Source organism: Quadrisphaera sp. RL12-1S (genome assembly GCF_014270065.1).
Taxonomy (GTDB): domain Bacteria; phylum Actinomycetota; class Actinomycetes; order Actinomycetales; family Quadrisphaeraceae; genus Quadrisphaera.
Window position 1 is genome coordinate 100579 of sequence record NZ_JACNME010000001.1, and the last position, 14493, is coordinate 115071.

12 protein-coding genes are annotated in these 14493 nt (G+C 73.9%); 4 read left to right on the forward strand and 8 right to left on the reverse strand.

The features are described 5' to 3' along the window. Positions 1 to 140: 140 nt before the first annotated feature. The 7 genes from H7K62_RS00420 to H7K62_RS00450 form a co-directional block, all read right to left on the reverse strand. Entirely contained in the window at positions 141 to 551 is a 411-nt protein-coding gene (locus H7K62_RS00420) for a cytidine deaminase (protein WP_186715393.1), read from the reverse strand. A gap of 118 nt (positions 552 to 669) precedes the next feature. Then, positions 670 to 1962 carry an ABC transporter permease gene (locus H7K62_RS00425; protein ID WP_222436841.1) on the reverse strand — a complete coding sequence of 431 codons (1293 nt, stop codon included), beginning with the start codon at positions 1960 to 1962 and terminating at the stop codon, positions 670 to 672. Next, positions 1959 to 3155 (reverse strand): ABC transporter permease, encoded by a 1197-nt coding sequence (locus tag H7K62_RS00430; RefSeq protein ID WP_222436842.1) that lies wholly within the window; start codon positions 3153 to 3155, stop codon positions 1959 to 1961. The genes H7K62_RS00425 and H7K62_RS00430 overlap by 4 nt, the downstream gene beginning before the upstream one ends. A 52-nt stretch (positions 3156 to 3207) precedes the next feature. Continuing rightward, the gene (locus H7K62_RS00435) at positions 3208 to 4812 is read right to left on the reverse strand and encodes an ABC transporter ATP-binding protein (RefSeq protein WP_186715395.1); all 1605 of its coding nucleotides are present in this window, start codon (positions 4810 to 4812) and stop codon (positions 3208 to 3210) included. A 126-nt stretch (positions 4813 to 4938) separates the two neighbouring features. Beyond that, a complete protein-coding gene (locus H7K62_RS00440) occupies positions 4939 to 6039 on the reverse strand; it encodes a BMP family lipoprotein (protein WP_222436843.1) in 1101 nt (366 codons plus the stop codon). A gap of 267 nt (positions 6040 to 6306) precedes the next feature. After that, positions 6307 to 7527 (reverse strand): amidohydrolase, encoded by a 1221-nt coding sequence (locus H7K62_RS00445; protein ID WP_370591529.1) that lies wholly within the window; start codon positions 7525 to 7527, stop codon positions 6307 to 6309. A gap of 18 nt (positions 7528 to 7545) precedes the next feature. Next, complete coding sequence (locus tag H7K62_RS00450) at positions 7546 to 8697, reverse strand: mannose-1-phosphate guanylyltransferase (RefSeq protein WP_186715399.1); 1152 nt, start codon at positions 8695 to 8697, stop codon at positions 7546 to 7548. Between the two features lie 226 nt (positions 8698 to 8923). On the opposite strand from H7K62_RS00450, the gene sdhC reads away from it, so the two are divergent. From sdhC to H7K62_RS00470, 4 genes are read left to right on the forward strand one after another with little or no spacing between them, the layout of a single operon-like run. After that, positions 8924 to 9316 carry a succinate dehydrogenase, cytochrome b556 subunit gene (sdhC, locus tag H7K62_RS00455; protein WP_186716373.1) on the forward strand — a complete coding sequence of 131 codons (393 nt, stop codon included), beginning with the start codon at positions 8924 to 8926 and terminating at the stop codon, positions 9314 to 9316. 16 nt (positions 9317 to 9332) lie between these two features. Continuing rightward, on the forward strand, positions 9333 to 9812 hold the full coding sequence (locus H7K62_RS00460; RefSeq protein ID WP_186715401.1) for a succinate dehydrogenase hydrophobic membrane anchor subunit: 480 nt from the start codon (positions 9333 to 9335) through the stop codon (positions 9810 to 9812). Positions 9813 to 9847: 35 nt separating this feature from the next. Next, positions 9848 to 11614 (forward strand): succinate dehydrogenase flavoprotein subunit, encoded by a 1767-nt coding sequence (sdhA, locus tag H7K62_RS00465; protein ID WP_186715403.1) that lies wholly within the window; start codon positions 9848 to 9850, stop codon positions 11612 to 11614. Positions 11615 to 11619: 5 nt separating this feature from the next. After that, positions 11620 to 12375 carry a succinate dehydrogenase iron-sulfur subunit gene (locus H7K62_RS00470; RefSeq protein WP_186715405.1) on the forward strand — a complete coding sequence of 252 codons (756 nt, stop codon included), beginning with the start codon at positions 11620 to 11622 and terminating at the stop codon, positions 12373 to 12375. A gap of 130 nt (positions 12376 to 12505) precedes the next feature. On the opposite strand, the gene H7K62_RS23390 is transcribed toward H7K62_RS00470, so the two are convergent. Then, on the reverse strand, positions 12506 to 14476 hold the full coding sequence (locus H7K62_RS23390) for a S9 family peptidase (RefSeq protein ID WP_370591530.1): 1971 nt from the start codon (positions 14474 to 14476) through the stop codon (positions 12506 to 12508). Positions 14477 to 14493 lie beyond the last annotated feature (17 nt).

Sequence of the window (14493 nt, forward strand, 5' to 3'; positions counted from 1 at the left end):
GGCTCACCCTGCCACCGCCGCCCGCCCCGCCCGCACCTGACCTCGGTCACCTCCGGAGGTGACCGAGGTCAGGTGCGGATGCGTCGCGCCAGGAACGCCCCACCGGGACTGACCGAGGTCAGTCCCGGGACCGACCGAGGTCAGCCGCGCTCGAGCTCCTCCGGGCCGAAGCCCTGCGGCAGCACCTCGGCCATCGTCTGCACGCCCTCCGGCGTCGAGACGAGCAGCGACCGACCGCCGTGCTCGTAGAGCAGCTGGCGGCACCGCCCGCAGGGCATGATCAGCCGCGCGTCGTCGCCGCCCACGCAGGTGAACGCGACCAGGCGGCCCCCGCCGCCGGCCACCAGCGACGACACGAGCCCGCACTCGGCGCACAGCGTCACGCCGTACCCGGCGTTCTCGACGTTGCACCCGGTCACCACGCGCCCGTCGTCCACGAGCGCCGCTGCGCCCACGTGGAAGCGCGAGTAGGGCGCGTAGGCCCGCTGCTGCACCTCGCGGGCGGCGGTCAGCAGCCCGTCCCAGTCGACGTCGTCCGAGCGGTCGTCCACGAGGTCCTCCTGAGGGTCGGTGGGGCCGGGCACGGCGGGTCGGTGTCCGGAGCCCGGGGCCCTGTCGGACAGGGCTCCGGGCTCCGGACACCTCACCGGTGGCGCCGGGCTCCCGGGGTCACTGCTTGACGTAGGGCTGGCCGTCGGCGGCGGGCGCGCGCACCCGGCCGACGAGCCCCGCCACGGCGAGCACCGTCGCCAGGTAGGGGGCCATGAGCAGGAACTGGCTCGGCACCGGCGTGGAGATGGAGCTGAGGATGTCCTGCAGGTTGGTGGCGAGGCCGAACAGCAGCGCCGCGGCGAGCGCGCCCTTGGGCGAGTACCGCCCGAAGATCATGGCGGCGAGGGCGATGTAGCCCTTGCCGGCGCTCATGTTCTGCCCGAACGCCAGGCTCGCGCCGAGGGTGAGCATGGCGCCGCCCAGCCCCGCCAGCGCACCGGCGATGAGCACGTTGACGAAGCGGGTGCGGTTGACGTCGATGCCCACCGTGTCGGCGGCGCGGGGGTGCTCCCCTACGGCGCGCACCCGCAGGCCCCACCGGGTGCGGAACAGCGCGACGTGCACCACCACCACGGCCACGTACATGAGGTAGACGATCACGGACTGGTTGAACAGCACCGGCCCGAGCACGGGGACGTCGGACAGCAGCGGGACGGCCACCGGCCCGAGCCCGGGCGGGGTGTTGAGGGCGCGGTCGGCCGACAGCACCGTGCTGAACAGGTAGTTGGTCAGGCCCAGCACCAGCACGTTGAGCACGACGCCCACGATGATCTGGTCGACCAGGTAGCGGATGGCGAAGACCGCCAGCAGCAGCCCGACGAGCACGCCCGCCAGCGGAGCCGCGACGAGCCCCAGCCAGGCGCTCTGCGTGGCGCTCGCCACGACGGCGGACAGGAACGCGCCGGCCAGCAGCTGCCCCTCGATGGCGATGTTCACCACGCCGGCGCGCTCGGAGACGACGCCGGACAGCGCCCCGAACACCAGCGGCACGGCCAGCACGAGGCCACCGCCGAGCAGGCCGACCAGGCTGATGCGCTGGCCGGCGACCACCCAGACGAGGAAGCCGACCACCCACAGCAGCGCGAACGCCGGCACGGCCCAGCGCGGCGCCGGGCGCCCCGCCCTGCGGGCGAGCTCGACGACGACGACGACCGCCGCGCACAGCAGGCCCACGAGCCAGCCGGTGGGGCGACCCGGCAGCGGCAGGTCGGGCAGCGCGATGGCCGCTCCCCCGCCGGACAGGGCGAAGGAGGAGCTGCCCGAGGGGCCGAAGCCGCCGAAGAGCAGCAGCGCCAGCGCGGCGAAGACGGCCAGGACCCACACGGGCCGGGCGCTGGCGCGCTCCGGCACCGGCGCGGGCGCCTGCTGCGCCGGGTGCGGGGTGGGGTCGACGGGTGCGGTGGTGCTCACGCGGCGGCTCCCTGGCGCTCGGCGGTCGGTGCGGCGGCGTCGGTGCCGCGGCGGCGCTTGGTCTCGAGGCGGAAGATCGCCCTCACGAGCGGCGGGGCCGCGATGAGCAGGACGATCACCGACTGCACCACGAGGACGATGTCGATGGGGGTGCCGGTCTGGGCCTGCATGAGCACGCCACCGGCGCGCAGGGCGCCGAACAGCAGGCCCGCCAGCACCACGCCGAAGGGGCGCGAGCGCCCGAGCAGCGCCACGGTGATGGCGTCCGGCCCGATGGAGCCGGCGATGCCGCCGGTGAGCGACTTCTCGGTGCCCAGCAGCTGGGCCGCGCCGGCCAGGCCCGCCAGCGCGCCGGCGGCGACCATGACGCCCACGTAGGCGGCGGGCACGCTCATGCCCGCGGTCCGGGCGGCGGCCGGGTTGGCGCCCACGGCGCGCCAGCGGAAGCCGAGGGTGCTGCGCTCCACGAGCCACCAGACGACGGCGGCGGCCACGAGCACCACGAGGAAGCCGAGGTGCAGGCGGAAGCTGTCGCCCAGGAGCAGCGGGAAGGCCGCGGAGTCGTCCACCGGCGGGCTGATGGGGTTGGAGGCGCCGTCGCGCTGGAAGGTGCTCGTGGTGAGCAGGTACGCCAGCAGGTACAGGGCGACGTAGTTGAGCATGATCGTGGTGATCACCTCGGGCGCTCCGGTGCGGGCTCGCAGCACCCCGACCAGACCGCCCCAGAGCGCTCCGCCGACCAGCGCGGCCAGCACGGCCACCACGAGGTGGATGCCCGGCGGCAGGTGCAGGCGGAAGCCGACCAGGCCCGCGAGCACCACGCCGATGATGAGCTGGCCCTGGGCGCCGATGTTGAACAGGCCCACCCGGAAGGCCACGGCGACGCCGAGCCCGGCCGCGATGAGCGGGGTGGCCACGGTCAGCGTCTCGGTGATCGGGCGCCACTGCCGGACGGTGGTGCTCGCCTGCGGGTCGTAGACCGCGCCGCGCAGCATCGCCCCGTACGCCTCGGTGGCGGCGCGCCAGCCCGAGGTGATGGCGTCGGTGGGACGGGCGAAGAAGTAGCCCATCGCGTTCTGCGTGTCGGCGTCGGTCAGGGCGATGAGCACCCCGCCGAGCACGAAGGCGACGACGATGGCGAGCAGCGACACCAGCCAGCTGCTCCGCCGGACGTCCTCCAGCCAGGCCTTCACCGGTCGGTCCTCTCCGTCGTCGACGCGTGCGTCCTGGGGGCGGTGGTGGCGCTCACGTCGTGGCCACCGGGTCGTCGCCGGCCTCGGCGGCGGCGGCCTCCACCTCGCTGGGGTGGGCCGCGGCCTGCGCCACGGCCTCGGCCTCGGGGACCCCGGCCATCATGAGCCCGAGCACGTCGCGAAGGTTCTCGTGGGCGTCGGCGCGCACCACGCCCACCACCCGTCCGCGGTACATGACCGCGATGCGGTCGGCCAGGGCCAGCACCTCGTCGAGCTCAGTGGAGACGATGAGCACCGGGGTGCCCGCGTCGCGCTCGGCGATGATCCGCTGGTGGACGAACTCGATGGAGCCGACGTCCAGGCCGCGGGTGGGCTGGGAGGCGATGAACAGCTGCAGCGGCCGGCTCAGCTCGCGGGCCAGCACCACCTTCTGCTGGTTGCCGCCCGAGAGCGTGCCCGCGGCCACAGACGGCCCGGAGGCGCGCACGTCGAACGCGCCGATGAGCTCGGTGGCGTTGGCGCGCAGGGCGGCGCGGTCGAGGGCGGGGCCCTTGGCGAACGGCGCGGCGCGGTGGCGGTCGAGCACGAGGTTCTCCTCGATGGAGAACGTGCCCACCAGGCCGTCGTGGGTGCGGTCCTCCGGGACGAAGCCGACCCCGGCGTCCAGCACCTGGCGCGTGCTCAGCCCCACCAGCTGCGTGCCGCCCAGGGTGATGGACCCGGTGACGTCGCCCTGCAGGCCCACGACCGCCTCGGTGAGCTCGGTCTGGCCGTTGCCCTGCACCCCGGCGACGGCGAGCACCTCGCCGCGCGCGATGTCGAGGTCGACGCCGTCCACGGCGCGGGCTCCGGTGTGGTCGCGCACCACGAGGTCGCGGACCACGACGGTGACCTCACCCGGTGTCGCGGGCTGCTTGGCCACCCCGAGGGAGACGCTGCGCCCCACCATGAGCGCCGCGAGCTCGTTCTCCGGCGCGCTCGGGTCGGCCGAGCCGACCACCTTCCCCCGGCGGATGACGGTGATGCGGTCGGCGATGGCGCGCACCTCGCGCAGCTTGTGCGTGATGAAGACGATCGAGGTGCCCGCGGCCGTGAGCTGGCGCATGATCGCGATGAGCTCATCAGTCTCCTGCGGCGTGAGCACGGCGGTGGGCTCGTCGAGGATGAGGACCTTCGCGTCGCGGACCAGCGCCTTGAGGATCTCCACGCGCTGCTGCACGCCCACGGGGAGGTCCTCGACGAGGGCGTCCGGGTCCACGGCGAGCCCGTAGCGGTCGGACAGCTCGCGCACGCGGCGCCGCGCGCTGTCGAGGTCCAGCAGCCCCGCGGCCCGCGGACCGCGGGTGGGCTCGTGGCCCAGCACGACGTTCTCCGCGACCGTGAAGACGGGCACCAGCATGAAGTGCTGGTGGACCATGCCGATGCCGGCCGCCATGGCGTCCCCGGGACCGGTCAGCTCCAGCGGGCGGCCGTCCACGAGGAGCCGTCCGGCGTCCGGGCGGTACAGCCCGTAGATGACGTTCATGAGGGTGCTCTTGCCGGCGCCGTTCTCGCCGAGCAGGCAGTGCACCTCCCCGGGGGCCACCACCAGGTCGATGCCGTCGTTGGCGACCAGCGCCCCGAAGCGCTTGGTGATCCCCTCCAGCGCGAGCTCCACGCCCGCACCTCCTTCCACAGCTGCGGCGGGTCCCCCCGGCGCAGCGGTCTGGTCGACCAGCGGACACCAGACGCGCCAGGGCCCCTCGGCACGCTACCGAGGGGCCCGAGCGCGGTCAGCGGTGCGTCACGGGGTGGACTTGGACTCCACCTTGATGGCCCCGCTGGAGATCTGCTCCTGGAGCTTGGTCACCTCGTCCTTGAGCTCCTGGGGGACCTGCGAGTCGAGGTCGTGGTACGGCGCCAGGGCGACGCCGCCGTTCTGGAGCGTGCCGACGTAGGGCTGGCTGGAGAAGGAGCCGTCCACCTCGGACTTCACGGCGGCCTGGACGGCGGTGCCGATCTGCTTCACCACGGTGGTGAGGATGATGTTCCGGTAGTCGGGCTGGGTGTTGTACCCGTCCGAGTCGACCCAGATGACCTTGACGTCCTTGCCGCCGCCGTTCGCGGCCTTGGCCGCGGCCAGCGTGCCGGCGCCCACCGGGCCCGCCACCGGCAGGATGATGTCGGCGCCCTGGTCGATGAAGTTCTGGGTGGTGTTGCGGCCCTTGGTGGCGTCGGTGAAGTCACCGGTGAAGGAGCCGGTCTGGGCGTTCTTGTCCCAGCCGAGCACCTTGACGCTCTTGCCCTTGTCCTGGTTGTACTTCGCGACGCCGTCGCTGAAGCCGTCCATGAAGATGGTCACGGACGGGATCTGGATGCCGCCGTAGGTGGCCACGGTGCCGGTCTTGGACATGCCCGCGGCGACGTAGCCGGCCAGGTAGGCGGCCTGCGCGGTGTCGAACAGGAGCGGCTTGACGTTGTCGCGCGCCGGGTCGACGGTCGAGTCGACGATGGCGAACTGGATGTCCTTGTTGGCGTCCGCGGCCTGGCCGAGGGCGTCGGCCAGGAGGAAGCCGGAGGCGATGACGAGGTTGCAGTTCTGCGTGACCAGCGACTGGATGTTCGGCGCGTAGTCGGCGTCCGACTTCGACTCCACGGAGGCGATCTGGATGCCGTCCTCGGACTTCGCCTTCTCCAGGCCCTCCAGGCCGGCCTGGTTGAAGGACTGGTCCTTGAAGCCGCCGCCGTCGGAGACGATGCACCCCTTGACGCTCGAGCCGGAGCCCGAGGCCGAGGCGGTGGCGGCGCTCGAGCCGCCACCGGTGGAGGTCGTCGGGGCCTGGCCGCACGCGGCCACCAGCGCCAGGGCGCCGGCGGCAGCGACGGTGCCGAAGATCTTCTTCACGAGTGGGTTCCTCCCGCAGGCGCTGGGCGCCGAGCGCTGGTCCGGCCCGGGGCGCCGCGGTCGCGGCGCCCGCGGAGGGCGGGCAGGGGTGCTGGCCGCGCCCTCGGGCGTCATCGGGGGCGAGGCTAGGCGCCGTCTCGCGCGGGGGACGAGGGGGCGGACGCGATCGCAACCGTTCCGTGACCCAAGGGCCCCGCGGGAGGTGGATCTCCGGCGCAGCAGGGCTGCTGCCGGTGGTCGGCCGGTCACCGACCGCTGCGGAGCCCGTCAGGCCAGCGGCAGCCGCAGGGCCTCGAGCGCCGCCCCGGCGAGCAGCCGGGCCCCGTGGGCGATGGCCCGCTCGTCGGCCTGGAAGTCCCCGCGGTGCAGGTCGTGGGTGGGTCCCCCGGGCGTGCGGGTGCCCAACCGGGCCATGGCCCCCGCGACGTGCTGGAGGTACCAGGCGAAGTCCTCCCCGCCCAGGCTCTGGTCGGTGGGGACCGCCGCCCCCTCCCCCAGCTGCTCCTCGGCGGCGCGCTGCAGCAGCCCGGTGCTCACGGCCTCGTTGACCACGGGCGGCACGCCGCGCTGCAGCTCGACGTCGGCGCGCACGCCGTAGGGCGCGACCACCTCGCGCACCACCTCCGGCAGCAGGTCGCCGGCGTCCTTCCAGGCGTCCTGGCGCACGCAGCGCAGCGTCCCCTCGGCCACCCCGATCCGGGGGATGGCGTTGGCGGCCCCGCCGGCGCTGACCCTGCCCCACACCAGCGAGACGCCGGCGCGGGGGTCGAGCCGGCGGGACATCACCGCCGGCACCTCGGTGACCACCTTGGCGAGGGCGAAGACGAGGTCGCCCGTCAGGTGCGGCCGCGAGGTGTGGCCCCCGGGACCGTGCAGCTCCACCTTCACCTGGTCGAAGGCGGAGGTGATGGCGCCCACGCGCAGGCCCACCCGGCCGACGTCGGTGTGGGGGTCGCAGTGCACGGCGAAGATGCGCTCGACCCCCTCCAGCGCGCCGGCGGCCACCACGCCCAGCGCACCGCCCGGGGTGACCTCCTCGGCCGGCTGGAACACCAGCCGCACCCGGCCCGGCAGCTGGCCCGCGCGGGCGAGGTCCGCCAGCACCAGGCCGGCCCCGAGCACGGCCGAGGTGTGCACGTCGTGCCCGCAGGCGTGCGCCACGCCGGGGACCGTCGAGCACCAGGGGCTGGAGGTCTCGTCGGCCAGCGGCAGCGCGTCGAGGTCGGCCCGCAGCGCCACGGTGCGCGGGCCCGTCCCGACGTCGCAGACCAGGCCGGTCCCGGGCAGCAGGGACGGCTCCAGCCCCGCGTCGCGGAGCTGCTGCGCCACCTGCGCGGTGGTGCGGTGCTCGGCGTGCGAGGTCTCCGGGTGGGCGTGCAGGTCCCGCCGGAAGGCCACCAGGGCCTCCAGGCGGGGCGCGAGGAGCTCGGTCAGGGTGCGGGGGCGCGACGGCTCGCGCTCCGGGGACCGGCGGACGTGGTAGGTCACCGCAGGATCATGCGCGCGTCAGACCAGGTCGTCGCGCCCACGCTCGCGCCAGGCCCCCACGAGGCCCTTCACGGACTGCGCGTGCTCACGCGTGGTGACCAGCAGGGCGTCGGGGGTGTCGACGACGACGACGTCGGGAACGCCCAGCACGGACACGGTCCGCCCGGGCACGCCGCTGCCGGCCACCACCAGGCCCGTGGCGGCCAGGCCCAGCACGGCGTCGTCGTCACCGAGGACCGCCACCCGCGAGGCGGCGCCCGGCAGGAGGGTGGCCAGGGAGTCCCAGTCGCCCACGTCGTCCCACCCGAAGGCCCCCGGCACCACGGCCACGCCGCCCGCGGCGGCCACGGGCTCGGCGATGGCGTGGTCGATGGCGATCTTCACCAGGCCCGGCCACACCGCGTCCAGGACCCGCTCGCGCCCGTCGGAGTCCCACGCGGCGGCGATCTCGCGCAGCCCGTCCGCCAGCGTCGGCAGCTGCTCGTGGAGGTGGCCCAGGAGGACCCCGGCGCCCACGACGAACATGCCGGCGTTCCACCGGTAGTCGCCCGAGGCGACGTACCCGGCGGCGGTCGCGGCGTCCGGCTTCTCCACGAACTCGGCCACCCGCAGGGCGTCGGGGGCGCCGGGCACGGACAGCGGCCCGTCGCTGCGGACGTACCCGAACTGGGCGGCGGGGCCGGTGGGCGTGATGCCGATGGTCACCACCGCTCCGGTGCGGGCCGTGGCGACGGCCTGCGCGACGGCGTCGCCGAAGGCCTCGTCGTCGTCGATGACGTGGTCGGCGGCGAACGAGCCGAGCACCGCGTCCGGGCCCTCGCGGTGCTCGAGCACCGCGGCGGCCAGGCCGATGGCGGCCATGGAGTCGCGGGCCGAGGGCTCCAGCAGCAGGTTGCCCGCCCGCAGGCCCGGCAGCGCGGCCCGCACCGCGTCGGCGTGCGACCGGCCGGTGACCAGCAGCAGGTGCTCCGCGCCGGAGAGCGGCTCGAGGCGGTCCCAGGTGGCCTGCAGCAGCGACCGGCCGGAGCCGGTGAGGTCGTGCAGGAACTTCGGGGCGCCGGCGCGGGAGAGCGGCCACAGGCGCGTGCCGGCTCCCCCCGCGGGCACGACGGCGGCGAAGCCGTCGATGCGGGACGCGGCGCGGCCGGGGCGCGTGTCAGCTGACGTCACCTCGCCAGCCTGGCACAACGGCGTGAGGCGTAGGTCACCTCAGCGCGCCGTCCGGGGAGCACGATCTCCCGGCGGCGCTACGCTCACGAGCGACGCCGCAGTCCCGGCCTGACCACAGCGAGGCACCAGCCAGCGCTCAGGTCCTCCCGAGGCGGGCGCCCCCTGCACACCTGCAGGGACCACTGGCGCGGGGAACAAGGAGGCGCACTCCGTGGCACGCACGCTGATGCCGACGGTCTCAGGGCCCACCGGCACCCTCTACCGGGGCCGCGAGGGCATGTGGTCCTGGGTCGGCCACCGCATCACCGGGGTGCTGATCTTCATCTTCCTGCTGGTGCACGTGCTCGACACGGCCCTCGTGGTCGTCTCGCCGGAGTCCTACAACGCCGTCATCGGCAGCTACAAGAACCCCGTGGTGGGCCTGGGCGAGGCCGGCCTCGTGGCCGCCGTCCTGTTCCACGCGTTCAACGGCATCCGCGTGATGCTCGTCGACTTCTGGTCCAAGGGCCCCCGCTACCACCGCCAGCTCTTCTGGGGCGTCCTCGCGGTGTGGGTGCTCCTGTTCGTGCCGTTCTTCGTGCGGCACATGATCGTCATCTTCTCCCCCGTCAACGGCTGAGAGAGGGGCTCCCGCGATGACCGCACTGCAGTCCACGCCCGGTCCGGCCGAGGCGATCGACGCGCCCCGCTCCCCGTACCGCCGCAGCAAGCCCACCAAGACCAACTTCGAGCTGTACGCCTGGGCGTTCATGCGCCTCAGCGGCGTGCTGCTCGTGGTGCTGATCCTGGGCCACCTCCTGGTGAACCTCGTCCTCGGGGACGGCATCCACCAGGTCGACTTCGCCTTCGTGGCCGGCAAGTGGGCCTCGCCGTTCTGGAAGGTCTGGGACCTGGCGATGCTCTGGCTCGCCATGCTCCACGGCACCAACGGCGTCCGCACGATCATCAACGACTACGCCGAGCGCAACGGCACCCGGTTCTGGCTGAAGGCGCTGCTCTTCACCGCGTTCGCGCTGACCGTCGCCCTGGGCACCCTGGTGATCTTCACCTTCGACCCGTGCCCGGTCGGTGCCGACCCGTCGCTCGTCCCGAGCTTCTGCTCGGCCGTCCGCTGACCGCTCGCTGAGCGTCCACCCGAGGAGGACACCCCATGGCTGAGGTCCAGGTCCACAGCTACGACGTCGTCATCGTGGGTGCCGGCGGTGCCGGCATGCGCGCGGCGATCGAGTCGGGCCAGCGCGCCCGCACCGCCGTGCTCACCAAGCTCTACCCCACCCGCTCCCACACCGGCGCGGCGCAGGGCGGCATGTGCGCCGCCCTCGCCAACGTCGAGGAGGACAACTGGGAGTGGCACACCTTCGACACCGTCAAGGGCGGCGACTACCTCGTCGACCAGGACGCCGCCGAGGTCATGTGCAAGGAGGCCATCGACGCCGTCCTCGACCTGGAGAAGATGGGGCTGCCGTTCAACCGCACCCCCGAGGGCCGCATCGACCAGCGCCGCTTCGGCGGGCACACCCGCAACCACGGCGAGGCCGCGGTGCGCCGGTCCTGCTACGCCGCGGACCGCACCGGCCACATGATCCTGCAGACCCTCTACCAGCAGTGCGTCAAGCACGAGGTGGAGTTCTTCAACGAGTTCTACGTGCTCGACCTGCTCCTCACCGACGTCGACGGCGTCAGGACGACGGCGGGCGTGGTCGCCTACGAGCTCGCCACCGGCACCATCCACGTGTTCCGCGCCAAGTCCGTGGTGCTCGCCACCGGCGGCGCCGGCAAGGTCTACAAGACCACCTCCAACGCGCACACCCTCACCGGTGACGGCATGGGCATCGCCTACCGGCGCGGCCTGCCGCTGGAGGACATGGAGTTCTTCCAGTTCCACCCGACGGGCCTGGCCGGCCTGGGCATCCTGCTGAGCGAGGCGGCCCGCGGCGAGGGCGGCATCCTGCGCAACGGCGAGGGCGAGCGCTTCATGGAGCGCTACGCCCCCACCATCAAGGACCTCGCCCCGCGCGACATCGTGGCCCGCTCCATGGCCAACGAGGTGCGCGAGGGCCGCGGCGCCGGCCCCAACAAGGACTACGTGCTGCTGGACCTGACGCACCTGGAGCCGGCGCACATCGACGCCAAGCTCCCGGACATCACCGAGTTCGCCCGCACCTACCTCGGGGTGGAGCCGTACACCGAGCCGGTGCCGGTCTACCCGACCGCGCACTACGCCATGGGCGGCGTGCCGACCGACGTCACCTCCCAGGTGCTGGCCGACAACGACACCGCCGTGCCGGGCCTGTTCGCCGCCGGCGAGGTGGCGTGCGTGTCGGTGCACGGCTCCAACCGCCTCGGCACCAACTCGCTCCTGGACATCAACGTGTTCGGCAAGCGCGCCGGCATCGCGGCGGCCAAGCACGCGCTGGCCACCGAGACCTTCGCCGACCTGCCGGAGAACCCCGAGGCCGACGTGGTCGCGATGGTCGAGGGGCTGCGCTCCTCCACCGGCACCGAGAACGTCTCCGTCCTGCGCCGCGAGCTGCAGGAGACCATGGACGCGAACGCCCAGGTCTTCCGCACCGAGACCACGCTGAAGCAGGCCATGGCCGACATCGACGCCCTGCGCGAGCGCTACGGCCGCGTCCGGGTCCAGGACAAGGGGAAGCGGTACAACACCGACCTCCTGGAGGCCGTCGAGCTGGGCTTCCTGCTGGAGCTGGCGAACGTCATCTGCGCGGGTGCGCTGCACCGCACGGAGAGCCGCGGCGGGCACTTCCGCGAGGACTACCCCAACCGCGACGACGCCAACCACATGCGCCACACGATGGCCTACCGCGCGGTCGACGAGAACGGTCACGAGGGCGTGCGGCTGGACACCAAGCCGGTCGTCACCACCCGCTACCAGCCGATGGAACGGAAGTACTGACACCCATGGCCCAGACCGACGCGGCCCCCGAGGCGAAGGTGGGCGCCATCCCGAGCTTCGAGGTCACGGTGCGCATCCGCCGCTACGACCCCGAGCGCGACGAGGCCCCGCACTGGGAGGACTACAAGGTCCAGGTGCACGGCACCGACCGCATCCTCGACGCCCTCCACAAGGTCAAGTGGGAGCAGGACGGGTCGCTGACCTTCCGCCGCTCCTGCGCGCACGGCGTGTGCGGCTCCGACGCGATGCGCATCAACGGCGTCAACCGCCTGGCGTGCAAGTCGCTGCTCAAGGACCTCGACCCGTCCAAGCCCATCACCGTCGAGCCCATCAAGGGCCTGCCGGTGGAGAAGGACCTCGTGGTGGACATGGAGCCGTTCTTCCAGTCCTACCGCGAGGTGATGCCCTTCCTCATCACCTCCGGGCACGAGCCGACCAAGGAGCGCCTGCAGTCCGCCCACGACCGCGAGCGCTTCGACGACACCACCAAGTGCATCCTGTGCGCGGCGTGCACGTCGAGCTGCCCGGTGTTCTGGACCGACGGGCAGTACTTCGGCCCGGCCGCGATCGTCAACGCGCACCGCTTCATCTTCGACAGCCGCGACGAGGGCGCTGACCTGCGCCTGGAGGTCCTCAACGACCGCGAGGGCGTGTGGCGCTGCCGCACCACCTTCAACTGCTCGGAGGCGTGCCCGCGCGGCATCCAGGTCACCAAGGCGATCGCCGAGGTGAAGCAGGCGCTGCTGCAGCGCAAGATCTGAGGCCGGTCCCGGCGCTGCACTCGGCGCCGGTACCGCGTCGGGGCCGTGCCCCTCGCTGCGTCGAGGGGCACGGCCCTTCGACGTCCCCACGAGCCGCAGCCGGGCGCTCGGCTGCGCAGAGGGCGGTGGGTCAGAGGGGGCCGAGGTGCTCGGCGAGGAACCTCACGACGGCGGCGTGCAGAGCCCGGCGGGAGTCGGCGCGGCGGTAGTCGTGCCCCTCCCCCGCGAGCTCGAGGTACTCCACCGGTGGCGCGGACTCGTCCAGCTCCGCCCGCTCGCGCAGGGCGGCCACCACCTGGTGGGCCTCGCCGAGGGGGACGTTGGTGTCGTGCTCGCCGTGGACGACGAGCAGCGGCGCGTCGACGTCGTCCACCGCGCGCAGCGGGGACAGCGCCTCCAGCAGCGCCCGGTCGCGCTCGGGGTGGCCGTACTTGGTCACCGCGACCGCACCGATCCACGGCTCGGTGTCGCGGTAGAACGTCGTGAGGTCGCTCATGCCGCACACGTCCACCCCGGCGGCGAACACCCCCGGCGAGAACGCCAGCGACGCCAGCACGAGGTAGCCGCCGTAGGAGCGGCCGGTCACGGCGATGCGGGCGGGGTCGGCCACGCCCGTCGCGACGAGGTGGTCGGCGGCGGCGAGCACGTCGGCGAAGGCGTCCCAGCGCTTCTCGACGTCGTCGGCGTGCACGAACTCCCGCCCGAACCCCGACGAGCCGCGGATGTTGGGCGCGAGCACCGCGATGCCCGCCGCGACCAGCGCCTGGTGCTGGGCGTTGAACGTCGGGCGCTCCTGGGCCTCCGGGCCCCCGTGCAGCCACAGGGCCGCCGGCCCCGGTCCCGCCGACCCTCCCGACGACCCTCCCGACGACGACGGCCTCGGCCGGTAGAGCCACCCCGTGAGCGGCAGCCCGTCCCTGCCGGGGAAGCGCACGAGCTCCGGCTCCACGAGGGAGGACTCGGGCAGCTCGGGGGCGTGGGTGATCCGCGACCACGCCCCGGTGGTGACGTCGACGTGCCACAGCTCGCGCGGGCGGCGCGGCCCCTCCACGCCGAGCACCACCGAGGAGCCGTCGCGGGAGAGCACCGGGTCGGCGGCGACCTGCCCGGGCATGCCGGTGATGGGCGTGCGCTGGTGGGTCGAAGTGTCGAACAGCTCCAGCTCGCTGCGCCCGGCGCAGTTCCACACGAGCAGCAGGAGGCGGCCGGCGTCGTCGGCGTCCAGGCCCTCCAGCTCGGCGTCGTCGCGCACCGCCAGCGCCCGCGGCTCGCCCTTGAAGCCGTGCGGGCCCAGCGCCGTGCCGATGAGCTGGCGCCGCGCGAGGCCCACGTCGGAGGCGAGGTAGACCCAGAGCGGTCCGGAGTCCCCCTCGGGGGCGGGGCGCAGCACGGCCCGGTCGGTGGAGCCGGTGGCGCCGGGCTGCAGCAGCGGGAAGTGGGAGTCCTCCAGCCGGTCCACCGCCACGCAGAACTGGTGGCCGCGCTCGCCGTCCTTGAGCACGAGGAAGCGCTCCTCGAGGGAGACGTCCAGCACGGTGGTGTTGGCGCCCTCGGCGAGCGGGTCGAGGCGGCCGGTGGCGGGGTCGGCGAGGAAGGAGCGCGTGGGCCGGCCGGCGCCCGGTGACGGCAGCGTCACCACGAGGCGGTGTCCGCTGCGGGTCCACGGGCCGAGCGCCGCGTGCTCGGCGCCCTCGCCGTCCGCTGCCCCGGCGCCGCCGGCGATGCGGCGGGCGTCGCTGCCGTCGGGGCGCACCACCCACACCTCGGTGCGCACGCCGCCGCCGGTGGCGACCTCCACGCCGAGCCAGCGGCCGTCAGCGGCCCAGTTGAGGCCCACCACCGGGTCGGGGGTGCCCAGCGGCAGGTGGTGGGCGCGCGGCAGCGCGGCGCCCTCGGGCAGGCCGGTGACGACGTCCTGCACCCACACCTGCGGGGAGCCGGACCTGTCGGAGACGAACGCCACGCGGCGGGCGTCCGGCGTCATGACGGGGCTCCAGCTGCCCCACGCGCCGACGAGGTCGTCCGCGAGCGCCACCGCCGCCTCGACCCGGCTGGCGACCGTGCTGCTGGCGACCGTGCTGCTGGCCGCGGTGTCGCTCACCGGTGCCCCTCCCCCGT

Coding starts and splice junctions, on each gene's coding strand:
- sdhC (WP_186716373.1), top strand. CDS start 8,924: ATGCCGACGGTCTCAGGGCCCACCGGCACCCTCTACCGGGGCCGCGAG.
- H7K62_RS00460 (WP_186715401.1), top strand. CDS start 9,333: ATGACCGCACTGCAGTCCACGCCCGGTCCGGCCGAGGCGATCGACGCG.
- sdhA (WP_186715403.1), top strand. CDS start 9,848: ATGGCTGAGGTCCAGGTCCACAGCTACGACGTCGTCATCGTGGGTGCC.
- H7K62_RS00470 (WP_186715405.1), top strand. CDS start 11,620: ATGGCCCAGACCGACGCGGCCCCCGAGGCGAAGGTGGGCGCCATCCCG.